General features: G+C 49.0%; 17 protein-coding genes. 15 read left to right on the top strand and 2 right to left on the bottom strand.

Annotation, left to right across the window (positions count from 1 at the left end; genetic code table 11):
* Positions 1-440: 440 nt before the first annotated feature.
* The 9 genes from GmarT_RS02150 to scpB all read left to right on the top strand — a co-directional run bounded on the left by GmarT_RS02150 (position 441) and on the right by scpB (position 13,473).
* Positions 441-2,000, top strand: a complete 1,560-nt coding sequence (locus GmarT_RS02150) for an Rne/Rng family ribonuclease (protein WP_002647284.1) — start codon at positions 441-443, stop codon at positions 1,998-2,000.
* Positions 2,001-2,249: 249 nt separating this feature from the next.
* Entirely contained in the window at positions 2,250-2,630 is a 381-nt protein-coding gene (rplU, locus tag GmarT_RS02145) for a 50S ribosomal protein L21 (RefSeq protein WP_002647285.1), read from the top strand.
* Positions 2,631-2,987: 357 nt separating this feature from the next.
* Positions 2,988-4,202, top strand: a complete 1,215-nt coding sequence (lpxB, locus tag GmarT_RS02140) for a lipid-A-disaccharide synthase (protein ID WP_002647287.1) — start codon at positions 2,988-2,990, stop codon at positions 4,200-4,202.
* Positions 4,203-4,446: 244 nt separating this feature from the next.
* A complete protein-coding gene (locus GmarT_RS02135) occupies positions 4,447-5,493 on the top strand; it encodes a Gfo/Idh/MocA family protein (RefSeq protein WP_002647288.1) in 1,047 nt (348 codons plus the stop codon).
* 67 nt (positions 5,494-5,560) lie between these two features.
* Entirely contained in the window at positions 5,561-6,559 is a 999-nt protein-coding gene (locus GmarT_RS02130; protein ID WP_002647289.1) for a 3'(2'),5'-bisphosphate nucleotidase, read from the top strand.
* A gap of 46 nt (positions 6,560-6,605) precedes the next feature.
* Complete coding sequence (locus GmarT_RS02125; RefSeq protein ID WP_002647290.1) at positions 6,606-8,381, top strand: SLC13 family permease; 1,776 nt, start codon at positions 6,606-6,608, stop codon at positions 8,379-8,381.
* Positions 8,382-8,542: 161 nt separating this feature from the next.
* Positions 8,543-10,513 (top strand): prolyl oligopeptidase family serine peptidase, encoded by a 1,971-nt coding sequence (locus GmarT_RS02120; protein WP_002647291.1) that lies wholly within the window; start codon positions 8,543-8,545, stop codon positions 10,511-10,513.
* A 541-nt stretch (positions 10,514-11,054) separates the two neighbouring features.
* A complete protein-coding gene (locus GmarT_RS02115; protein WP_149302409.1) occupies positions 11,055-12,632 on the top strand; it encodes a hypothetical protein in 1,578 nt (525 codons plus the stop codon).
* A gap of 7 nt (positions 12,633-12,639) precedes the next feature.
* Positions 12,640-13,473, top strand: a complete 834-nt coding sequence (gene scpB, locus GmarT_RS02110) for an SMC-Scp complex subunit ScpB (protein ID WP_002647293.1) — start codon at positions 12,640-12,642, stop codon at positions 13,471-13,473.
* A gap of 15 nt (positions 13,474-13,488) precedes the next feature.
* Here scpB and GmarT_RS02105 read toward each other — a convergent pair whose 3' ends face one another.
* The gene (locus GmarT_RS02105; RefSeq protein WP_002647294.1) at positions 13,489-16,173 is read right to left on the bottom strand and encodes a hypothetical protein; all 2,685 of its coding nucleotides are present in this window, start codon (positions 16,171-16,173) and stop codon (positions 13,489-13,491) included.
* A 230-nt stretch (positions 16,174-16,403) separates the two neighbouring features.
* On the opposite strand from GmarT_RS02105, the gene GmarT_RS02100 reads away from it, so the two are divergent.
* The 5 genes from GmarT_RS02100 to GmarT_RS02080 all read left to right on the top strand — a co-directional run bounded on the left by GmarT_RS02100 (position 16,404) and on the right by GmarT_RS02080 (position 20,985).
* Complete coding sequence (locus tag GmarT_RS02100) at positions 16,404-17,186, top strand: sugar phosphate isomerase/epimerase family protein (RefSeq protein ID WP_002647295.1); 783 nt, start codon at positions 16,404-16,406, stop codon at positions 17,184-17,186.
* Positions 17,187-17,217: 31 nt separating this feature from the next.
* Complete coding sequence (gene xseA / locus GmarT_RS02095) at positions 17,218-18,447, top strand: exodeoxyribonuclease VII large subunit (protein WP_002647296.1); 1,230 nt, start codon at positions 17,218-17,220, stop codon at positions 18,445-18,447.
* Between the two features lie 59 nt (positions 18,448-18,506).
* Positions 18,507-18,857 carry an exodeoxyribonuclease VII small subunit gene (locus GmarT_RS02090; RefSeq protein ID WP_002647297.1) on the top strand — a complete coding sequence of 117 codons (351 nt, stop codon included), beginning with the start codon at positions 18,507-18,509 and terminating at the stop codon, positions 18,855-18,857.
* A gap of 128 nt (positions 18,858-18,985) precedes the next feature.
* Positions 18,986-19,816 carry a type III pantothenate kinase gene (locus GmarT_RS02085; protein WP_157158962.1) on the top strand — a complete coding sequence of 277 codons (831 nt, stop codon included), beginning with the start codon at positions 18,986-18,988 and terminating at the stop codon, positions 19,814-19,816.
* A gap of 5 nt (positions 19,817-19,821) precedes the next feature.
* A complete protein-coding gene (locus tag GmarT_RS02080) occupies positions 19,822-20,985 on the top strand; it encodes a GTPase (RefSeq protein ID WP_002647299.1) in 1,164 nt (387 codons plus the stop codon).
* 103 nt (positions 20,986-21,088) lie between these two features.
* Here the strand turns inward: GmarT_RS02080 and GmarT_RS02075 are convergent, their stop codons facing one another.
* Entirely contained in the window at positions 21,089-22,390 is a 1,302-nt protein-coding gene (locus GmarT_RS02075; protein WP_002647300.1) for a glycoside hydrolase family 15 protein, read from the bottom strand.
* Positions 22,391-22,804: 414 nt separating this feature from the next.
* Here GmarT_RS02075 and GmarT_RS02070 point away from each other — a divergent pair, with 414 nt between their 5' ends.
* Complete coding sequence (locus GmarT_RS02070) at positions 22,805-25,399, top strand: tetratricopeptide repeat protein (protein WP_002647301.1); 2,595 nt, start codon at positions 22,805-22,807, stop codon at positions 25,397-25,399.
* Positions 25,400-25,488 lie beyond the last annotated feature (89 nt).

Below are 25,488 nucleotides of genomic sequence, written 5' to 3'. Positions count from 1 at the left end.
TGCTGCAGCTTTCGCAACACAGTTTCAGAACCAGCAAAAGTCCAACCAGATCACGGCTCTGTTCTCACCGCCGCACCAGTTATTGATATCCGACGGGCAATTCATGCAAAAATGCTGCCTGCCCGAATCGAATACAAGAACTGCCGTCAGTGAGCAGTCGGATAATGATCTGACCTTGACCTTTCGCAACTTCACCCAGGAAATGATTCGACTCAGCAGTCGCATCACGAAACCTCTCTTGGATTGTGTTCACAGGGATTTATTCCCCCGCTGCACAAATCATTTAACGAGACCTGCCTGCACTGGACTGTTCCAGTATCTACGCAGGCAACGGGCCGACTCCACCAGGACATTGATTCATTCAATGCGTAGCAGGTCCACCTTCTCCGTGGCTGATGAGGAATACAGTTTTCGTCGTATTACACGACAAAGGGTATTCCATGAAAAAGGAAATGCTGGTTAATGTCCTCCAACCGGAGGAAAGCCGAATTGCCATCGTTGAAGACGGCATTCTTGAAGAACTTTATGTTGAACGAAACAGTCTCGAAAACCTGGTAGGCAATATCTACAAGGGAAAAGTGGTCAACATCGAACCCAGCATCCAGGCTGCGTTTGTTGACTTCGGTGTAGGCCGGAACGGCTTCCTGCATGTCAGTGATATTGAGCATCAATATTACAAACACCTGACCGATGGGGACGGAAACGGTAAACCAGGACGCGGACGCAACCAGAAGGGACGCCGCGTAAACGAACGCAGCGTTGCCAATAAACCTCCCATTCAGGAAATCCTGAAACGCGGCAGTGAAGTCCTCGTACAGGTCATCAAGGAAGGGCTCGGCAATAAAGGCCCTACCCTCTCCACTTACATCAGTATTCCCGGACGCTACCTGGTCATCATGCCTGGACTGCAACGGGTTGGTATCAGCCGCAAAATTGCCGATGAAGATGTCCGTAAGGATCTGAGAACGATTCTGACTCAACTGGCTCCGCCACCGGGCCTCGGTTTTATCGTTCGTACAGCTGGAATCGATCGGACTGCAGATGACCTCAAGCGGGACTTGAACTATCTGCTGAGGCTCTGGGGAACCATCGTAGGACGGATCAAAAAACTGCCCACTCCGGTAGAAATTTACTCGGAGAGTGACATGATGATCCGGACGATTCGTGACATCTATAACAGTGAAATCGACACCCTCTACATTGATGAACCCACGGCTTACCAGCGTGCCAGAGACTTCATGAAGGTCGTGCTTCCCAAACACGTCAATCGGGTCAAACACTATACAGGCAATGACCCCATCTTCTATAACAGTAAACTGGATGATGAAATCTGCAGCATCCAGAATCGGCATGTTCCCATGAAGGGAGGCGGTTCCATTGTCATCGACCAGACGGAAGCGTTGGTCGCCATTGACGTCAACAGTGGAAACTATCGGGCAGATGACAATGCCGAAAAAACGGCATTCAAAGTGAATATGAAAGCGGCAGAAGAAATCAGTCGCCAGATCAGACTGCGCGACCTTGGTGGTGTGATTGTGATTGACTTCATTGACATGCGGGAAGAAAAACACCGTCGTTCCGTTGAACGCAGACTGAGAGAACTCGTCAAAAGAGATCGCGCACGTACCAAGGTATTACGCATCAGCCCGTTTGGCCTGATCGAGATGACACGCCAGCGAATTCGCCCTTCTCTGCGAAGAAGCATGTACGAAGACTGTCCTTCCTGTCGCGGAACCGGCCAGGTGAAAACGGCTGAGAGCATGGCGATTGAAGTCATGCGAACCCTGATGACCACCGTAAACAAGAAAAACATTTCCCGACTTGTACTGAATGTACATGAAAATGTTGCCAACTATCTCAATAACAAACGCCGCAAAGACATTACCCAACTCGAAGAAACCGCTCAGACTTCGATCATAATAAACGCTCGTACAGACGTTGAGCCTGAGCATTTAATGGCGCGATGTTATGACGATATTGGAAATGAAGTAAATTTCTAGTGGTTTCTGACTCGAAATTTCAAAAGTGACACCTTACAATGCCCTGCTCGCTATTCGTGTGAATGGAACAGGTTCTGCGCAAAGCAGCCGCTCTGAACCGAATTGCCGCAGTAAAGCATAATTGCTTAACTATATACTATCAATGGCATTGCGCGATTGATTCTGAATACAAACCGGATTGACTTTGATACATCAATCCGTCTTCAGCAAATTATTGATCAAAGTGTAAGAAGAAAAGAAGGTTTGAGGATGTTTGTAGTAATCGAAGATGGCAGCCGTCAATATACGATTCAGGAAGGCGATACCCTGACAATCGACTACCGTGCTACAGCAAAAGCAGGCGATCCCATTACTTTTGAAAGCATTCTGCTGGCCAACGGTGGAGGAGCCAGTTCCATCGGTACTCCTACCATTGAAGGAGCCACTGTTGAAGCAGAAGTCGTGAATCCTGAATTGAAGGGTGAAAAGCTCGAAATTCAAAAGTTTCGACGCCGGAAGAATTCTCGTCGACACACGGGTCACCGCCAGAAATACACCACAGTCCTGATCAAATCGATCAACGTACCTGGATTGGAAATCGTTGAATCGGCTGCTGCTGAAGAAACAGAACCCGCAACCGCCGAAGGTTAATCCATCTGGCTGCAGAGCTTAGACTGTTTTCCGGAAAACAGCTGAGTTCGACCACACAATGATCATATCAAACAGCTCCCTGAATATTTTTCAGGGAGCTGTTTTCAGTTCCGGCTATCCCCCCGTCAAAACCTCCGACAAATCGGGGTTGACCAAAAGCCCTTATTCAGCATAACTTTACGAGGTTTTGAGGAGGACAGTCTCGCATAAACGTCTGTGAGGATTCGCCTGTATCCATTTTTTCTGAAGCGTCTCCAGGACGATTTGGACCGATGATAAGAGGTCGAGACACGCTGCGGTAACCTGCGATGCGGTCTCACTGTTACTCCGAACCTGCCATCGCGAATTGTGCCGAGCATGTTTCCTCGACGCGTCTCGATTCTAGAACTGGAAGAGGATACTCTGATGCATCTGTTTTTTTCTGTAGGCGAGCCAAGTGGCGATGAGCATACAGCGCACCTGATTGAAGAAATTCGCAAACGAAATCCGGATGTTTCCTTTTCGGCCTTTGGAGGCCCTGAAATGCAGGCCGCCGGCTGCCAGATTGAAGTCAGGCTCACCGATTATGCGGTCATGGGGATCTTCAATGTACTCCCACTCATTTTTAAGTTCATCCAGTTGATCAGGCAGGCCGGACAATATCTGGAGACACACCGCCCGAATGCAGTCATTCTGGTGGATTTTCCCGGTTTCAACTGGTGGGTTGCCAGAAAAGCGAAAGCACTGGGCATCCCGGTATTTTATTACCTTCCCCCCCAGCTCTGGGCCTGGGCTCCCTGGCGTATTCGCCGCGTTCGTAAAAACGTAGATTATATCCTGTCTGGATTGAAATTCGAAAAAGCATGGTACGAATCCAGAGGAGTAAAAGTCGATTACATCGGGCACCCGTTCTTCGATGAAGTGGCTTCAAAAAAACTGGACAGCAACATTCTGAGCACACTCAATCAATCAGAGAAAAGCGTAGGAATTCTGCCTGGTTCGCGTACCAGTGAAGTGAGCCGGAATTTCCCTTTCATGCTGCAAATAGTAGATCAGCTTGCTGATCAACTACCGGGAGTCACATTTCCTGTCGCCTGCTACAGGGAGACACACCTTGAACTCTGTAAGCAATTTATTCAGGAAGCCAGACTCGGTCATTTACCAATTCAGCTCTATCTCAAAAAGACATCTGAAATTATCGAATCTGCTGATTGCTGCCTGATGGTATCGGGTTCAGTCAGCCTGGAATTACTGGCCAGAAAAACTCCGGCTGTTGTAATTTATCGCAGCCACTGGGGCATGTACTGCCTGGCGCACTTATTAATCACCTGCAAATACATGTCGCTGCCGAATCTGATTGCGGACAGAGAAATCATGCCTGAATTCCCTTCTGTGGGATCGCCGGAAAAAGACGTCGCGAAAATTACCACCATATTAGGCGACTGGCTCAGCACCCCGCTTTCACTGGAAAGAGCCCGACATAAACTCTCCTCACTGTATGACGAAACCGTAATTCCTGGCGCGTCAGCCCAGGCTGCCGCAGCAATCCTGGAGAAGATCGAGGCTCCACCTCAACAGAAATCAGCAGCATAGTGATCACAAACACAGTGCCGTGCTGCAATTTGGTGTAAAATCAGGACCAAAACAACCATTTTCCCCTTAGAATTCGGGGAACCTTTAATTGTTTGTTTTGTGTGAATGGTCCTCCAGAATTCAGCTCGTTAGAATCGTCGAATACGTTTGAAACAGGCAGACCACAGGCAAATGCTGATGCTGGTCAGCTGAATATCGTTCATTTCAAAATATGCATCTTGGACCATCGGGACTACGTACACTAATGGGTAAAAAAACGATCCGTATCGGAATAGTGGGTGCAGGCGCCAATACAAAAGCCCGCCATATTCCAGGATTTCAAGCGATTGAAGATGTCGAAATTGTGGGAGTTGTGAACTCGACTCCTGCTTCGACCGAGAAGGTGGCTCGTAAATATGCGATCCCACAAACCTACTCTCATTGGAAAGAACTGGTTGAAGACCCCGAAATTGACGCCGTGATGATCGGGACCTGGCCGGACCTTCATTGTGAAATCACCTGCATGGCTCTGGAAGCAGGCAAGCATGTTCTGACAGAAGCCAGGATGGCACGAAACCTGGCTGAAGCAAAACAGATGCTCAAGGTATCGCAGGCAAGACCCGACCTGATCGCCCAGATTGTCCCCAGCCCGTTTGGCCTCAAATACAATCCGGAAGTCATAAAGCTGATCTCCCAGAAATACCTGGGTTCATTACGGGAAGTCGTGGTACTGGGAGCAGACGACTCATTCTGGGACTTCAGCAAGAAATTGCACTGGCGTCAAGACAAAGAAATCAGTGGGAACAATGTACTCACGATGGGAATCCTGCACGAAACTCTCAGTCGCTGGGTTCCTCCCGCTGAACGCGTCTTCGCGCAAAGCGCTATTTTTGAACCTCAGCGTCCCTCGGCGAAAGGCGCTGGTTATGCTGATGTAACCATCCCGGACAGCCTGCAAATCGTAACCAGACTGCAGGGCGGAGCCAATGCCATGTACCACCTCAGTGGTTCGATCCTGTTTGGCCCGGGACTGCAGATTCACCTGTATGGAAGCCATGGTACAATTAAGGTCCATTTCACTCCCGAAGAGAAAATCTTCGTCGGTCACATGGGTGAGACAGAGTTAAAAGAAATTCAGGTACCACTGGAAGATCAAGCTGGCTGGCGCGTCGAAGCAGAGTTTATCGGAGCGATTCGAGGTGAAGAAATCGTCCATCACACCGACTTTGCATCAGGCGTGAAATATATGGAATTTACAGAAGCAGTTGCTTTAAGCTGTGAGCAGAATCAACCGGTATCACTGCCTCTGTAACACCTGCTGACTGATAAGTGAAAACATACTTTCTGGTTTGTTTACAGATCGAAGAATCGTATAAAATATGACGAACCCCTATGAGAGGGAACTACAAATAGCCCTCGCTGCCGTCAAACAGGCTTCCCTGATTTGTCGTTCTGTTCAATCGGCGATCACGGATGAAGTACTGGAAAAAAAAGATAAAAGTCCGGTTACCATCGCTGATTTCAGCAGCCAGGCAGTGATCTGCCGCGAGCTGCTTCAGGCATTTCCAGCGGACCCTGTCATCGGCGAAGAAGATGCTGGTGAGTTAAAAGAGTCCGAAAACCATGAGTTTCTGGAGAAGATTGTCTCTGAACTGAAGTCAGCAGGTATTCCCGAGACATCGCCGGAACAGGTCTGTTCCTGGATCGATCATGGTGGTGCGAAAACATATAGTGATCGATTCTGGACTCTGGATCCCATTGATGGCACCAAAGGTTTCCTGCGAAAAGAACAATACGCCGTTTCGCTTGCACTGATCGTTGACGGTAAAATTGTCGTCGGAGTTTTAGGTTGCCCTAACCTTCCCTGCCCTGAAGATGAATCCGCTTCAGGTACGATTTACTATGCGGTCGCCGGCCAGGGTGCATTCGCCATGCCTCTTGAATCGGAAAGCATTCAGGCTTCATCCCCGATTCATGCGACTACAACAAAAGATTTCCCTGAATCTCGTTTTTGTGAATCTGTCGAATCCGGGCATAGCTCGCATGGACATTCACAACAGATCGCAGATCAACTGGGAATTGAAAAAGAACCCAGACGACTCGACAGTCAGGCAAAGTATGCCGTCGTGGGACAAGGGGAGGCAGATATTTATATGCGACTGCCGACACGTGCCGGGTATCGTGAAAAGATCTGGGATCATGCAGCAGGGGTTTTACTGGTTGAAGAAGCAGGTGGCACCGTGTCAGACATCCACGGAAAACCGCTCGAATTTGACCAGGGCTACGAACTCGCCAACAATCAGGGTGTCATAGTTACAAATGGTCTGTTACACCCAGAACTCATCCAGACTCTGAAGGAACTGGGTATCAGCCAATAGTCGTACACTGTTTGATTCATCTTTTGATTATGAATTATTGACCCACATGGACTGGCATATTGTAGTTACGTTTCTGGTATTGAGTGGAGTCATCTGCTCCCTGACGTTTCTGCGTGCCAGCGCCGACACCATTTTAATGGGCGGGCTCACGATCCTGGTCGTGACAGGCGTGATTCAGGCAGAAGATGCCATCGCCGGTTTTGCCAATGAAGGTCTGATTGCTGTTGCCTTTCTGTTTGTGGTCAGCGAAGGCATCAGACAGACAGGTGGATTTGCCTTCACGGGACAGCAAATGCTGGGGCGTCCTAAATCTCTGACCGATGCGCAAGCCCGGGTCATGCTCCCTTCAGCGGTCCTGAGCGCCTTTCTCAATAACACTCCCGTCGTCGCCATGATGATGCCCATCATTTCCGACTGGGCCAAGAAAATGCGGATTTCAGTCTCACACCTGATGCTGCCTTTAAGCTACGCCGCCATTCTGGGAGGGTTGTGTACTCTGGTTGGTACCAGCACAACACTCGTGGTAGATGGTTTGCTGCAACGTCAGGCACATCGCCCCGGATTATCCATGTTTGAAATCGCCTGGGTAGGTGTCCCCATCATGATCGTGGGCTTGATCTACCTGCTGGTTTTTTCCCGCTGGCTCCTGCCAGAACGCAAACCAGCGATCACTCCTATGGACGATCCCCGTGAATATACCGTGGAAATGATAGTCGAGCCTGGTTGCCCCCTGATTGGCAAAACGATCGAACAGGCGGGACTGCGTCACCTGCCGGGAATGTACCTGATGGAAATCGACCGGAAAGACGACGTCATTGCCGCCGTTTCCTCCAATGAGCGACTGGCCGCCAATGACCAGTTGGTGTTCGTGGGAATCGTGGAATCCGTCATTGATCTCCAGAAAATTCCGGGGCTCAAACCGGCAACAGACCAGCTGTTTAAACTCTCAGGCCCCCGGTCTGAGCGTTGCCTCATCGAAGCAGTTGTCTCAGACAGTTTTCGATTCATCAATATGTCAATTCGCACCGCGAGATTTCGGTCAAATTACAATGCAGCCGTCATTGCCGTGGCCCGCAATGGACAACGCATCAACAAAAAAATCGGCGACATTGAACTCCAGCGCGGCGATACGCTTTTGATAGAAGCACATCCTTCCTTTATTGATCAACAGAGAAATTCCCGTGAATTCTTTCTCGTCAGTCAGGTGGAAGATTCCACACCGCCGCGCCATGAACGTGCCTGGATTGCTCGCACGATCTTACTGGCGATGATCCTGATGGTGGCACTCTTTAACATCAAGATGATCGTCGCCGCCATGGTTGCCGCCGGACTGATGACTGCGACCCGCTGCTGCAGCGCAAACGAAGCGAAGCGGTCGATTGACTGGGGAGTACTGATTACCATCGCTGCCGGTCTGGGTATCGGCCGGGCCATTGAGAACTCCGGTGCAGCCGCCCTGATTGCATCCAGCTTTACTGGCATGGCCAATAACAGTCCGCTGATCGTCCTGGCGATCCTCTCACTGATCACCCTGGTTCTCACCAACCTGATCACAGCCAAAGCGACAGCGACTCTGATTTTCCCGATTGCCGTTGCCGCTGCTGCGACGTTGCATGTTGATGTCATGCCCTTCGTGATTACAATCACAATTTCCGCAGCGGCCTGCTTTGCAACGCCGATCGGCTACCAGACCAACCTGATGGTATTTGGACCGGGTGGGTATAAATATGCCGACTACCTTCGCATAGGAGGTCCATTAACTTTGATTGTCTGGCTGATGACCGTAATCATCGTACCTCTTGCCTGGCCCTTCATTCCGTGATACTGTAAATACGGGTTTTATTCATATCCGTTTCTTACTGTTCCCTGAACTGAACTCCTTCAGCGACTGATTTTCCGTGTAGCACGTGATAAAATCAGTCATTAAGTCTGGGGCCAGCGTCCAGACATGATCTCGTTTCCCTTATTTTTCAGGGTTTAAAGATGAATCGCCTCCGCATTGCTCCCGTTCTTTTCATACTGACCTTCTGGGTTTCGTTGTCCTCAAATCCTGCCCTGCTACTGGCGCAAGCCCCCAGTCCTGAAGATCAGGCTCAACTTGAGAAACAGTTGAAAGCACTACAGAAACAGATCAGTGAACTGAAACAGAATCCGGAGATCAAACGGGAACTTCTGGCGGATGTCGAAGTGTACGCCAAGGCCGCTGAATGGATCTTACGGCATAATGAGTTTTACAAACCACAATATGTCAAAGATACTTTTCAGGTATTGAAGACAGGACAACAGAGAGCCGAACAACTCAATGCAGGAAATCCGGAATGGACTGAGCAGACTGGTACTGTCATTTTTGGCTACTATTCAAAGATCGATGGTTCCGTGCAACCTTATGCATTAACGTTTCCCTCTGACTATAAAGAGAAATCCAGTCATCGCTGGCCACTGCATGTCGAACTGCATGGTCGGGGAGGCAAACGCAACGAAGTATTTTTCATTGCACACCCCAACGGAAAAGGTCCCCGTAAAGATCATGACTGGTTACACCTGGATCCCTTCGGCCGTACTGACAACGGTTGGCGCTGGAGTGGAGAAGTAGACGTTCATGAAGCCATTGCTGACGTCAAAAGAAGATACCTGATTGACAAGCAGCGGATCACGTTACGTGGCTTCTCAATGGGAGGCGCTGGTACCTGGCATATCGGTCTGCATTATCCCTCACTCTGGAGTGGCGTCGGCCCGGGTGCTGGCTTTGTCGACTTTTATCAATACCAGAACCATAAAGACAAGCTTCCCCACTACCAGGATAAGACGCTGCATATTTACGACTCCATTGACTATGCCCTCAATGCGGCGAATGTTCCTGTCGTGACGTATGGCGGCGGAAAAGATAAACAACTGGTTTCCAGCACCAGAATGGTTGAGAAAGCAAAATCAGAAGATATTGAAATCCCCCTGTATATCAGTCCTGAAGCAGCGCATCAGTCTCGTATGCCCGCTTATCAGGATTTCCTGGCCAAACTCTTAGAACATTCAAAGACAGGACGTCCTGGCTGGCCTGGTAAAAAACAGATTCGCTTTATTACCTACACACCAAAATTCAATGAATGCGAATGGGTAAGAATTGAAGAGCTTGATGAGATGTATGAGCCTACCCTGGTCGAAGGTGGCGTGGATGAAGAATCAGGTAACCTGATTCTGACTACTGAGAACGTTGCTGCACTTTCAATCGCTCGAAATATTGCCCCCAAGGTGGAACTCGACGGGAATCTGCTGCCACTTGAATCGGCGGCGAATGGCCTGCTGCCACAAGTTTATTTTGTGAAAGGCAATAATGGCTGGGACGTTTTAAAGTATGAAGATTCGAAGTCATTCATCGAAAACCCCAACCTGAGAAAACGCCACGACCTGCAAGGCCCGATTGACGATGCGTTTACGCTTCCCTTTGTTTGCGTCACCGGAACCGGCACACCATGGACGCCACAACAGAATGAGTGGGCAACTTCTGTCTTGTCACTCTTTGAAAAAGAATTCGACAAATGGCTGAGAGCGAAAGTTCCTGTGATCAAAGATACTGAAGTTTCCGACCAGGACATCCAGAACAAAAATCTGATTCTGTTTGGGGACCCGGGATCAAATGCCATGATCGCAAAAGTCCTGGAAGACCTGCCAGTCGAATGGACCAAAGAGTACATTACGGTGAATGGCAAAAAGTATGATACACAAAACCACGGCGTTGCCCTGATCTATCCCAACCCGTTAAATCCAAATCGCTATGTTGTCATCAATTCAGGCCATACGATGCATGAAAAAGATTTTCTGGCTTCCAACTCCTGGCTCTTTCCCAAACTGGGAGATATTGCCGTCATCCAGTTTCAAAAACAAAAAGATGGCACATTTAAAAATGAAACCGTCTGGGCAGAATTATTCGACAGCAATTGGGAATTGCCCGCAAACTGAATGATGTGGTGATAATATTGTTGGAACCATGCTCCTGATTTGAACCATGGTCCATTGAGACTGCCTGGATTACACATCAAAGCGTACACACGAAATAAATAATATGAAGGCAAATCGTGGTAAGACCTTCTCTGCAATGCCGCGCAGAATACATACTAAGAGATTACCATAAATAGACTTACGCACACTGCCCGAACTCACATTTCCTGCCAGACGGCTCACCCATGGAACCAGGCTGCTCCATTCTGCCGGTTGGACTCGTCTGAATCTTGAATCGATCTTGCTTCATTTTATGATTTTTCATAAAACGCGTGTCCTGTCATTTCAGATACTCGTTACAGATTCAGTTTCGACCTGATTCTCCAATCCCCTTCAAATGATTCAATGTTTGGCACAAGTACAGTGCTCCTCCATTAATTGAGCCCTTTACCCCAATGATCCGGGCAACGAAATGAAGTATTTCCGGCTCAGCATGGTTTTCCCTGCTGTATTAATTTTTTTATCACTCAATGGCTGCAGTTCTGCACCAGGCAAACAGTCAATGGCCTGGACAGCACCTGCTGCGCCATGGAAGTGGGGAAAGTCATTTGCAGCCAGGCCGAAAACTAAGAATACAGAAGAAACAGAAACAACAGTCGCTGCCGCGGATCAATCAGAGGAAACCAGTCCAGAGACAGAAAAAGAAGGCGGTGTCGAAGATCAGACACCAGCCAAAGTCATCACCCATAATGCAGAACTGCTTGCCTACATCAACGAAGAATTGAAAGATGCGACTCCTCAGGAACGCACTCAATACCTGAGCAGCTTCAAAGGTGTCGATCCGGAAATGATTAAAAACATTCTTCGTACACGGAGAATGGTAAACAGTATGCAGCATGAGCAACTTGCAGAGAACGATACAGCTTCTCTTTCGCAGGTCTCCCTGCCGGGCCTTGGACACAGTGTGCCAGGTGGATCTGAAGCCCCCGTCATCCAGGCCAGTGGCCAGCAACTGGCACCCCCAGGCCAGATTTCACCTGATGCAAACCAGCAGGTCATGACAAGCAATCCGGTTCAGCTGGGAAATCTGGAAGGGATCGGTCCCAACCCTCAAAACGGGCTGCCTGCCATGGGACCAACCCAACCTCAGGCTTATTCCACCTCACAAACAATCAGCCAGGGACTCAATAATATTCCTGTTGTCGGGCCATTGAAAAATCGCTTGTCGACGGCGTTTCAGCAGGGAACGTCCGCTTTACAAAGTGGAATTTCTCGAACGAGTACCGCGATTATCGGACAGCAGGAAAATGCCCCCCAGACTCTCTCCCCCTCAAATATCCAGATGCAACCTGCGGTACCCCAGACAGTCGAACTGGCTACGCCTGCGGGTTATGCAGACACGAATCCAGCAAACCTGTCTTCCGCAGATCAATTACAGCAGTTGATCTCTGTTGCTGAAGCAGAAATTTCTCAGCTTCAACCAGGCTCGACTCCGGCTGAAAAACAACATTATATCGAACGTCATGTGTATCTTCGCATGCTGTACCTGATGGCAAATCAGCACGAACGCGCACTGGAGGCGATCCCGGGAATTGATCCTGCCGATCAGGAATTCTGGCAGCAGACGTTCTGGGCGGTTGCAAATTATTTTGATCAGGATGCCATCCCCGATCAGGCGGACCGTGCGACACAAACTGTTACACAACTCCGCCAGGCGACGGCCAGACTGCAGGAAAAAGCTAACCTTTCCCTGAAAAATGTCGCTTTCTGTCATAAGATTAACAGCTTCGGAAGCTACGAACGCTTCGAACGAGATGAGTATACTCCAGGCCGTCCGGTTCTTGTGTATTCTGAAATTGAAAACTTCACCAGCGAACTGACCGCGGATGGCATGTATCGCACACTCCTCAAATCGAAAATTCAGATTTTCAAAGCAGGCAGTAATGGAGATCTGGTTGCAGAGATTCCTTTCGATACAACCGAAGATCTCTGCCGCAATGTCCGCAAAGATTACTTTCACAGTTATAAGTTTGAAATCCCCAGAAATATTTCTCTGGGCCCCCATATCATGAAACTGACCGTGGAAGACGAAATCAGCCAGAAAGTGGCGACCTACTCTCAAAACTTTACGGTTCGGTAATACATTAATGCTGCATCGCGACTCGCTTCCATATTGCTCCTTCAACAGAGACAGGACGGTCTCGGCGTCTGCCAGTCTCGCCTCTCCAGTCCGGCAGACATCAGCGAATGCCTTTCGCTGGAATTTTTTAATCCGTTCCCAGCTGGATCATCAGCTGCAGTTTCATTCCGGTTCGGACGTTGAAACCCGACGGACCTTAAAGATGGCAAAAGTGGAAGCAGTGCTTTTCGTAGCCGACAGTGCACTTTCCACAAGGAAAATAGCGCAACTGGCAACTCTTGCCAATGCCAGTGAAGCCAGAGAACTGATTGACCAGCTCAATGCGGCACTCGAAGCGACACACTCCGCGTTTCACATCAAACGTGTCGCAACTGGCTACCAGATGATGACACAACCGCAATTTTCCTTCTGGCTGAACAAACTACACCAGAGACAGGCGGCCCTCAAACTCTCTTCTCCCGCCATGGAAACACTGGCCATCGTTGTGTATCGACAACCCATTACCCGCGCCGACATTGAATCAATCCGGGGTGTCCAGAGCGCTGAAATGTTAAAGCAGTTAATGGATCGTGGACTGGTCAGAATCGGTGGAAAAGATGACTCACTTGGTCGACCGTTTCTATATGAGTCGACACGCAAATTTCTGGAAATTTTCGGGCTGAAAAACCTGGATGACTTACCTATGGGCGAAACTCTACGGATCAGACCCGAAAAGCCGGGACAACCAGTCGCTCAGACCGAAGAAGAAACAGACCTGGAATCTGCTGCCGAAGAAGTGAGCGAAGAGCACGAGACGGCGGAAATTGCGGAAGACGCAGATGATGATCTTTCTGCTGCCTGAAATAAAGTTGATCCGTTATCGCACACTTATAGCGTTTTCTGTTCTTCTCTGCTTTCTTGAAATCGTATCAGGCTTATCCCAGTTCTCGCCCACTGTCCAGCGGTAGTTCAGAATACGCCGGCCATTCACCTGTTCGGCTCTCAGCCAGAGTTCTTTTCCTTTTAAAGCGTCTGCATTCGGAATGTAATACAACTTTCGGTCCTGACCATGTTTCAGTTCGGTAATAAATCGTTGCATACGCTTCATGTTCGGTATAAACAAACTGCAGCGAAACTGAAGTGTCTCAAGAGGCGAAGTATTGTTGACAATCACCTGTTCGATTTCCAGTACGTTTCCCTTGAGTTTTTTATCATTAACCTGAACCATGATATCGCCTAAACCTACGTGGTAAGGCCTGTGGACCCGAATGGAATATTTGCGTTCTGCAAAGATATCAAAATCGATGGAAACATCCTTCCTGCCCAGGCTTGCATTGGAAGGCAACGTCATGAAGGTTTCCAGGCGGTATTTTTCACCTGCACCGGTATCGAAGACCCATTCCTGTGGTTCCACTTCCCATCCCCGGGGTACATTTAAAACCGCTTTCCCACGAACGCTCTGCAGAAATGTATTTTTCCCCAGCACCGCATCTGGGTGACCTCCATACTCACTTCTGGACTTGCCGATCTCAAATTGAGCCGCCAGCCTCCAGTTGGCAATCTGTTGATTACACTTTCGCAGAATCATGGGAGAAGAACCGACCCGTAAAGTATGACGATGCGTGTTCGCGTCACGCTCCAGCGAAATGCGTCTGCCCCAGATGTCAGTCGCAACCACATCTTCACCCAGATAAATCACCTCTTCTGTTGGTTCGTCATTCCAGACGACGACAATCGCCTCATCATCTCGCATGAAGACATGATTCGTGCTCTTGTTAGGCATATTGAAGGCACCCTGATACCGCGCCCCCTGTAATGCAATTGCAACGGTTCTCCAGGGCAGAAACAATAAAGTCGGAGATCCATTTCGATTGAGTAATCCGTGCTGTTCGTGGAACACTGACGATGCGAAAATCACATCTGCCCCCAGGTATTTTGCTGTCACCATGCGTTTTGCCAGATCAATCCCCCGCGCTTCAGCAGAGTATTCATCTTTTGGCAGTGGAGTAAGTGTTACCCAGCGCGGGCTGCCACCGGGGGACAATCGGGCATTCTGAAGCTCACGTGCCAGTTCGACAGCGGAAAGTCGTTCGGCATTATTAATGGATACAAAACTCTGGGGCATACTGTCTGTCGGCAGTGGAGTCTTCCAGTCCCAGTGAATGCCTACATGAGTATCTCGACCGATTAAATCCAGCTGCGACTTCACTTTTTTCAGAGTTTCATTCAGGTTCTGCAGCCCTATGAAACTGTTGTCATCATCGCCTCCCAACTGCCAGTAATTCACCAGAGAAGTATAGCGGGCAAAAACTTCCTCCAGAGAAGGAGACCAGAAGCTCGACGGCATTGTGAAAATCCCACTCACTCCCAGCCAGTCTTTCGCGAACTGTGATCGTAATTTCTTCGGTGGATGATTCAACAGTCCCACGGGAGTAATTCCCCGATTGGTAAACTGGTCCAGCATTTCTGCAACCTGGCTCGTGCGATGGATATCATCAGATTCCATTACATTCCAGAGAGGATATTTGATCCAGTTGATCCCTGCCTGAGCTGCAATTTCCGGCAGTTCTTTGACAGCCAGATTCTCGCTTTCCTCAGAGATGGTCCAGCCAAACTCCCCAGTAGCTCTGGGATTGACCAGATCAATCACAGCAAACGTGGTTTTCTTTTCCAGTATGGACTTCTGGTCCCTGATCAGTTTGGATCTGACTTCATAAAAACCATACTCCATCGGCTGTAAGCGCCAGACTTCCGTATGATTATTTCCATCGAGTAAACGGCTGTGTTCAACTGCCTTGAGATCTTCTGGTTTTGTTACCAGTGCCAGGGAGGAGTCGGCAATGTGTCGATTCGAATTGTCGACCAGTTCCAGATCCAGACGATACTGGTTATCCGGGTTCAAGCCGCTGATACGACTGCTGACCCGGATTTCAGCAGAATGGTCGACAAAATGGCGATGGTAATTATTGAGAATATCCAACTGAGGTAAGCTGCCCACCCACAGATCATCAAACCAGATATCGCCTGAAATATCTTTCTGATCGTTATGAGCGACATGACAACCAAGCACAATAAACCGCACATTGGCCTGGGGAGTCAAAGGGCCCAGCGTTACTTCGACCCAGTCCTTATGGGTACCTGACACAGGTTGACTGACAAAATGCTGAACACGCTGACGTTTATGATCCAGAAATGAAATCGAAATCAACGCAGCATCATGGAGTAATCTTTGTGTTTTGACATAACCGCGAAACACGTAGGCATGGTCAGCATCGATTTTTTCGGGAGGGGAATAAATGGTGGCATGCCCCCCATTCACTGCAAAATGCAGGCTCTGCTGACCGCTATGTCCCAGGTTTCGATCAATTCGCACATCGACATATTGCGGATAACCGGGCCCCTTTCTTCTCGACCAGTCGTCTGGCAGATCGTCGAAATCCTGATCCTGCCTGGTTTCAAATGAATAGGACAGAATGGGTAACGTATCTTCCACGAGATTACCCTCAACAGGTAAACCGGCGAGTAACGCAAGGTAGCAGGTCGCAAGCGATGACAGTATCATGGAAGGTTTCCGAACAGGTTTGATTCTCTCTAATCAAGATCGACCATTTTTTGCTGGAATCTCAATCAGGAACAGACTGATCTAGCCCATTTTCCGGATCCTGATCTGATAACGCGGGGAGATCATTCTCATTTCACAGACAGTTAGATAAACTTTGCCAGTCGATCCGATTGCCACAGTTATTCCACACAGTTAAAATGCCTGCAAATAGCATTGATTTAAGGAAAATAATGTCACGCTTCAAACTCGCCGTCGCAACCCGCCATTTTGGCCAGCCCATCAAACGCGCTATTAAAACAGCCGCTCAGATCGGCGCGCGCGGAGTACAGCTCGATGTTCAGAATGAAATTTCACCTGTTTCTTTTGGCGCATCCGGCGAACGACAGTTTCGCAAACTGCTGGAAGAATTTAACCTGTCTGTCGCCTCGCTTCGGCTCCCGGCCCGTCGCACTCTGGTCGATCCGGAATTTCTCGATGAACGTGTCTCGCAAATCAGATCCGCATTGGAATTCGCCTGGCGGATGAAAGCTCCCTGCCTGATCATTCATCCGGGAACAATTCAGTCTACCGACAGCAGCAATTTCCCGATGATCTGTGAAGTACTGAATGACCTGGCGCGACATGCCTCGCATATTGGTACAGACCTTTGTCTCGCCTGTGAAAAGAACTCTTCCGCAGTGATCCGTGAACTGATCTCAAACGTCACCACGGGCTTTGTCGGCATCGACTTTGATACCGCGGAAATGGTTTACACGCGACAGGATCCTGAAAAAACGATTCGTGAATTGTATACATGGATCAAATCATACCGGTTACGTGATGCCGTGCGTGAAATGGATGGCGAAGGGTCGGAAGTCGCGCTGGGGAAAGGTATGGTCGTGTGGGATCACTTTCTACCCCTGGTTCTGGAAACCGGTTACCAGGGATGGCTCACCGTGGATCGTACACAAGGTGAAAGCAAGCTGGAAGACTGTCGCAGCGGCATTTCCTATCTGAATTCACTGCTACCCTGATCTACTGATACTGATAATTGATCGCGAGCTTATGTCACTTGCAGAACCCGAAATTCTTTCCGTTACCGAAACCACGCGACAGATTAAAAATCTGGTGGAGGCGAACTTCCCTTACGCATGGGTGGTGGGAGAAATCTCTAATTGCACTATGGCCCGTTCAGGCCATGTCTATCTGACTCTCAAGGATGACTCTGCCCAGTTAAGAGCCGTCATCTGGAAACGGACTGCATCACGATTAAAATTCCAGATTGAAGATGGCATGGAAGTCATCGCAGCCGGACCGGTCGAAGTTTACCAGGCGCGTGGAACGTATCAGCTGAATATTGAACAGCTGATTCCACAGGGCGTGGGTGCACTGGAATTAGCGTTTCGCCAGATGCAGGAAAAGCTGGCAGCGGAAGGACTGTTCAATCCCGAGCACAAACAACCGATTCCCCAGTTCCCGCGAAAAATTGCGCTGGTAACCAGCCCCACCAGCGCCGCAGTGCGCGACATGCTCCAGGTGATCACACGACGCTGGAAAGCCGCTGACCTGGTAATCGTACCGGTCGCTGTGCAGGGAGAAGGCGCCGCCGAACAGATTGCTGCAGGCATTGAAACAGCTGCCCGTATTCCCGGGGTAGATACCATCATCACCGGACGCGGAGGCGGCAGCCTGGAAGATCTGTGGGCCTTCAATGAAGAAGTGGTGGCCCGTGCTATTTTTGCCTGCCCGATTCCCATCATCAGCGCAGTCGGGCACGAAATTGATATCAGCATCGCCGATCTGGTCGCAGACCGTCGGGCATTGACACCGAGTGAAGCCGCAGAACTCTCTGTTCCGCTGCAATCCGATGTTCTGGCAACGTTGACTCACTGGCAGAATCAACTTGCCACAAACCTGAAACAACGTGCGCGACAGGTTCGCCTGCAACTTGATGCCATTGCCGGCCGCCCGGCATTGACTCGCCCTCTCGATCTGGTTCACCAGCGGGCTGCGCAGGTTGATGAACTGGACCGCAGACTGAAACGCAGCACGCGCGAAATCATTTCTCGATATCAGACCGAAACCCGACATCTGGGCTCCGCTCTGGATGCCTTGAGTCCACTCAAGGTATTGAATCGAGGATATAGCATCACGCGTAAAGAAACAGAAGACGAACCCTCCACTTTGAATATTGTAAAATCAATCAGTCAGGTAAAGCCAGGTGAGGTCCTCCACACACGCATCTCCGATGGCACAATTATCAGTCAGATTCAGGAAATCCGCAAAGACTCCTGATGGATTCCTGTCACTTTTCCTACTCAGTCAATCATTTTGATATATAAAAGATCTCAGTTATGGCAAAGAAAGAAGCAGCACAGTCAGACACGCCCCTCTTCGAAGAATCACTAGCAGAATTGCAGGAGATCGTATCCACGCTGGAAGAAGGGACGGCCGGCCTTGAAGAATCGATGGAACACTTTGAACGTGGAGTGAAACTGCTCCGTTCGTGTTACCAGTCTCTGGAATCAGCCGAGCAGAAAATTGAAATCCTGACCCGCGTCGATGCAGATGGCAACCCGGTACTGGAAGAGTTCGATTCTACCGCATCAATCGATACGAAAGGACCTGCCAAAACAGGTCGACGCAAAAGCAGTTCTCCCAAAAAAGATTCCGATGAGAACGAGAATGACCGGACTTTGTTCTAGATCGCATCACATTTAACCATAGCGTCTCTCAGTCTAATATACTCGGCCTGAATAGCCCTGGAGACGCTACAGTAAAACTGGAAACAGTCTAGTCTGACTGTAAAATGAATCAGACAAAGCAGACTCTCATGACACATTCACTGAAACAACTGGCCATCGATGTCGGCAATAGTCGAATCAAGTTCGTGGTTCTGCATACAAACCTTCCCGTTAAAGATTGCAAGCAGCTCCCTCTGGTAGAACACGCCGTGTCGATGGCGATCGACGAGCCGGTTCCCTGGGATCAGTTAAGAAACTGGTTAAGCAATCAGCCTGAAGAACATTGCCAGAGTGTTGTCGCCGGTTCGAATCCACGGGGAATCAAAAAGATCGTTACGGACTGGGCACTGCTTCCGCTTCTGCCACCACTCGAAGTATTTAATACTGAAGATTTCCCGCTGAACATTGAAGTAGACGAGCCACGTAAAGTGGGGATTGACCGGTTATTGAACGCGATCGCCGCCAATATCCTGCGGAATATTAATCAGGGTGCCATTATCGTCGATACCGGAACAGCGACAACTGTGGACGTTGTCTCACCTGATGGCCATTTCGCTGGAGGATCGATTCTGCCAGGATTTGAACTTTCGGCAAAATCGCTGCATGATTATACCGCACTTCTGCCACTTATCCCTGTCGCTGATCTGCGACAGGAAGAACCAGTCGTGCTGGGCAAACATACAACAAATGCGATTCGCAGTGGCTTATTCTGGGGACAGCTCGGTGCAGTACGGGAACTGATTCACCAGTTTCAGAAACATTCCCTGTTCAACAGCAGTCCTGAACCGCCACTGGTTCTGCTTACTGGTGGAGGCTCTTCATTGCTGGCACCGCACCTCGATGATCTGGTCCGGTTCGAGCCATTATTAACACTGCAGGGGCTGGCAATCGTGGCACAAAAAATCAGCGGGATCAGATAAACAATATGTCGCCATCGATTGAAAATCAGAAACCGGTTTCCTGTTCCGCGGCGCTGTTAACACCCCGCGGTCGGGGAGCCGTTGCGACAATACGCGTATGTGGCGAATTGATATCAGTGGCAGCTGCGATCGATGCCTGTTTCCATGCAGTAAATCAGAAATCACTGGAAGCACAACCACTGAATCGAATTGTATATGGGCTCTGGGGTCAAGGCAGCAATGAAGACCTGGTGGTCTGTCGTCTCGATCAGAATACGGTCGACATTCACTGTCACGGGGGAATGGCTGCTGTAGAGCGGATCCTTTCTGACCTGGAAGAACAAGGCTGCTCTCGCAATTCATGGGAGCAACTGGCGAAATTCACTCGAACAGAATTAGACGTCGAACTCCAGGAGAGACTCACCGCAGCAACCACGTTTCGTACTGCAGAAATTTTACTGCGCCAGTCAGAAGGCCTGTTAAAATCAGCATTCGAAGCACTCCTGCCTGTTGAAGGCCAATCCTTCAACACGGGTCACTTTCAATCACAAATCGAGAAATTACTGTACTGGGAACCATTCGGACTTCACCTGGTAACTCCCTGGCGTGTGGTTCTCGCCGGTCGACCCAATGTAGGCAAATCCAGTCTGATCAATGCCATCCTCGGCTATGAACGATCGATTGTATTCAATGAGGCTGGCACAACCCGTGATGTCCTCACTGCTACAACGGCAATTGAAGGCTGGCCCATTCAGTTTTCCGATACAGCGGGAATTCGCGAACAGGCTGATGCTCTCGAAACAACGGGAATACAGCGCGCAGAACAGATGATGCAATCATCCGACTGTAATCTCATCCTGATTGATGTCAGCCAGCCAGAACAGGCAGACGACCAGCGACTGATCGCTTTATGGTCTGATTCAATCCTGGTCGCGCACAAAACGGATCTTCCACGCCGCTGGAAACAATCTCTTCCCGACAGTGCGGTTTCAGTCTCCTCAATCACAAAATCAGGCATCGACATCCTGCTGGATCGATTGATTCAAAAACTTGTCCCGGAAGTTCCTGATCAAAACACACCCGTGCCTGTCACATCACGGCAGATTCAACTCTTACATCGCGCGCTCGAGGCACTTAATAAAGCAGACCAGTCTGTTTACACCAGGCTGATTCAACAACTTCTGTCTTAAACCATTCTGAACTAGACTGTGTCCAGTTTTACTGTAGCGTCTTCAGGACCATTGGGACCGAGTATGTTAGATTGAGAGACGCTATGGTTAAATGTGATGTGCTCTAGTTATCCGAGGGAGCCTTCAAAGTCTGCTTCCACTGCTGCAGGGCCATCATCAGATTGCCCTGCGTCCATAAGAGCGGAGTGATGTCATTCGGCACATATCTGCCTTTTTCCAGGTAGTATGATTCAGGACATTTATACGGGCCAAATACAGACTCACTGGTCGTAAGCTGACTGAGTGAGCGATCCAGGTGAAACCGCTGCTTTTCCAGATCTTCCTGGTTTTCTGACTGCAGAAACCTCTGACCATAAATTATCGACAAGATAGAATCGAAAATGCACCATTGCGCTTCCTGCCCGGGCTTCAACAGTTTATCCCGACTGGACTGGTCATCGCTGAAATCAACCGTGCGATCTTCTTCACCCAGCATTTCTTTGTAGTCGGCGCACCAGTAAGAATCGCCCAGATAACGACGGATTCCATAGTCGCCCATCAAATGAGATCGAACATCTTCCATAATCGTCTCTGCCAGTTCCCCCTGGATCAGGCCCAGCGGGAAAATCAGAAACAACAGCGCACCATCATACTTGCGTGACAGCAGGGGATCTGCCTGGATGCACTCTGCAGGCAGGATCTCATCCAAGGCAGCCTGCCCCTGTTGAGCCAGTGAGTCGACTGCGTCCGCAGACACGGGGGTCCCGGCATAACGAAACTGACTCCAGTTCCCGCTCTGGTCCAGGTAGCGTTTCAGCATTTTCAATCCACTGACCACAGTGCCAATACTTGATGCTTCTATCTTCCGGGCCTCTTCCCAGTGACCACTGTCTGCATCTTCCCAGAAACGAATTGATTCAAAGTACCGCACGAAGGCTGCCAGTAAATCCAGCGTACCTGAAACGGGTTCCAGTTTTCCCTGTGTCAGCAACAGGCAATAAAACCAGACGTAATACCCCAGCGCGTCATTCTGTGCGTGTGCCCACTTTTCATCGATTTCGCCAAGAGTATTGCCATCAAAGCGAATGTGAGGGCGTTTCATCACTTCACTGGGACTGGCCTGTCCGGAAATGATTTGGTCCAACCGATCCCGATGCTTGATAAAATACTCCGTCAAGGTGGAAATCGCTCTGCAGGCTGGCCCGGATTTTCCCACTGCATTTAACGCGTGCGCCACATGAATATTGTCTCGCACCCATATACTCTGGTATCCCGTCGATTCATGTGCGATAGCCGCAGGAAACAGTCCATTCTCCAAGGCCGGAAAAGAGAATGTCCCCTGTTCTTCAAGGAAACCAACCAGTTCTTCAGTTTCAGCAACAGTCTGAAGTGAATTTTTAAGAGAGCGGAAACGTTCGTCATCCATGAGAAACACCTGTGATAAACTTGAAAGAATCGAAATAGATCATAATGCAGCCCTGAACAATCCGTGTATTGATCGCGCTACGCGCACCGAATTGTGAAAGAATTGGCTTCAAAATGCAACGGCAGCACGATGGGCCTGAGAAATTCGAGATTGTTTCGAATTATCAACATTGTTGATTTAATGCATCATTTCAAAGATGTCAACAACAGTGAAACAGAGCCGGCTCGACCAGAACCACTTCTGAAAGCCTCCTGGACAGCACTACAATCTGCAGGACCACTCCCTTCACTCACTTCACGGCGATGTTGGCTTCACAAGCATTTCCCTGATTGAAGAGGAATAAGATTTGCGGTTCTCCTGTTCCTAGAGGTCTCATTCCCATACACAACCCGTTTTGAAAATTCGAGCCACCGCATGAACGCTCTCGCTCAACCTGTGCCCCGTCTGCATAAATACAGCATCCTGCTATTGCTGGTTATTTTTTCCGGCATGATACTGGCACGATGGAATCAGCTCTATTTCTATACTCCGGACAGTGGCCGTTATGTAACGATGGCGACGTCGCTGGTTAATGGAACCGGTTATCGAGAAATTGATACACCTGGCGAACCCCTTTATTCGCATCGGCCTCCGGGGATGTCAGTTCTCCTGGCACCGGCGGCATTGATTGCCCCTTATAATGTGCTTCTGGCAAAAGCAACCGTCTGGCTGTCCAGCCTGGCACTGTTAGCCATGCTTTATCTTTATATCATCAGCCTGCTGAAACCAGAGACTGACCAGAGCACAACTGTCAAAACCGGTACTTACTGGACCGCATTGATCATCACCGGACTGTTAGCCGTCAATCCCTACACATTATTCTTTTCTACGCTGGTGATGAGCGAAATTCCGTTCATGGCTTGTTCGCTGGCAATTCTCTATGTCGTGGCCCTTCAACCGGATCATCCTGGAAGAGGTCAACTGATTATATTCACCATTTTAATAATCTTTCTCCCCTTTCTCAGAACCATCGGGATCTTGATGATCCTGTCTGCAGGCATCTGGGCAGTCTTCCGCAAAGCACGCTGGCCCTGGCTTATTGGAGTTTCTGGTTCAATTCTGGCTTCAGGTCTCTGGATGGTTCGAAATGCTTCGACTGGCAAGTCGGGATACACTTCAATCGCGCTTGGTGAATTACAATCGCAGGGAATTGCAGGAACCCTGATACGAATGATCCAAAGAATCACGTCGCATTATGACCATCTCTCTCAGCAGCTTCTCCCGAATATGCCCGAATCTCAACCCAGATATTCAGCACTGATCCTGGATAATATTTCCTATCTACCGGGTCCTGGACGGTTATATCTGTTTCTGGCTGCGATGTTAATTCTCATCTCAGTGTATGGCATGCTGAATTGCCGGCGACAAGGGGGAATGATTGCTCTTGGATATCTGGTTCTCAGTCTGGCGGCACTGTCGCTCTGGCCATGGATGCAACCGCGATTCACCTTTCCTCTCATACCGATCATACTGGCATATTTACCAGCAGGTTATATCGCATTCGCAAATCACTTTCAGTTTTCTCGACCATTACTCCGGATGGCTTTAGTCGGGGCCTGCTCGGTGATCGTCTTGTATTTTGTGAGTATCCAGATAAAAACAGACTATCAGCTGATTCACGCTAATCTGAAAATGCTGTCTGATCCCAGACACTTTTATTCTCACCAGATGCCGGGAAGTTCATTCAGTCACTGGACCGCCGCTGGTCAGTGGATCAACCAGAACTCAGAAGCCCACAGCCGAATCATCGCTCGTCAGTCTGCAACAGCGACCACAGCTCAGCGTTATCAAAAACTGGCTTTCTTTGATGTGATTTCCGCCGAAAAGCTGCATCAGATAATTCAACAATTTCATGCAAATTACCTGGTTACTCTCAATAAAAATCATGGACTGATTTTCTCCTGGTATCTGCTGGATGAAGATCTGGTTTATCATCTGAATCCGGTTTACGATGAGCAGGGAGTAATGGTAATCAAAATCGAACCAAATCGAAGTGGCACCATTAGAGAAAAATATTACTCTGCAGATGACTCACTTATACTCGCGCGCAAGGCCTACGAAAAATTTCCACATCGCTCCTACCTCCAGTCAGGACTCGCAGGAGAACTGTTTAACAGCGGACACTATGAGGAAGAAATTGAATTTATCCGGAAGCTGCAACAGAATAATATCAGAGACGTCAATCTCTCATTTCTGCTGGGCTGGAGTTATATCAAAACAAAACAGTACGAAAAAGCAATTCACGAATTTGAAGTAGCTCTCAGTACGCCTGGTCAGAAACTGATTCGAACAAATTTGCTCCAGGGAATTCATATCGCTCAACAGGCATTGGCAGACAAATATAACACTGACTCAAACCAATCTGATTCCACGAATCAATCAGAGGAAAAGAAGCTGAAATCCGCCACGCAGTACTGGAACAACTGTCAGATAAATAAACTGGAACGGTATCTGATCAAATCACTTGAAGCAGGGGAACTGCAGCCGGAATTCCATGCCGCGCTTTGCACTCTGCTGGCTAAGGTGCATCTTGTGAAAAACAATAAATCAGCTGCTGTGGAGCAGTTAAATCTCGCAGTCACATCAGGAGGATCGGAGGCTTCCGAGATCCTGAAAATGCTGGAAAGAGAAGAGAGAGTTGAAATTCTGTTCAAAAACATCCAAACAAATCATGAGGTAAAATCTGAACATAATAGCGCAGACACTTTACAGGATGTGCTGACACTAGCTGAGTGGCATCAGGAATTCGGCGTTCCGGGCAAAGCACTCGACCTGCTTGAACGGGCGAATACATTGATTCCCAATCAGCCAGAATTATTGAAGTTACTGCTTCAGCAGCAGCTGTTTTACTCCCTGGTTACAGAAGCAGACGCCACTTTAAAACAGTTAAACAAACTGATCCCTGAGGATTCTCAACTCAAGGAGGCAGCCCGAGAGGTCGAGGAACTGCAACAGCTTCCCCGTTTCTAAAACGCAACCATGAATATTTGTAAACGCGTTAATTTTTAACTCGATCATGCACTGAGCAAATCAGGTTGTAGAATTAATTAGTTTACAGA

Source organism: Gimesia maris (assembly GCF_008298035.1).
Taxonomy (GTDB): Bacteria; Planctomycetota; Planctomycetia; order Planctomycetales; family Planctomycetaceae; genus Gimesia; species Gimesia maris.
The sequence above is the reverse complement of the archived record's forward strand: the minus strand, read 5'-3'. Positions and strand labels throughout refer to the sequence as shown.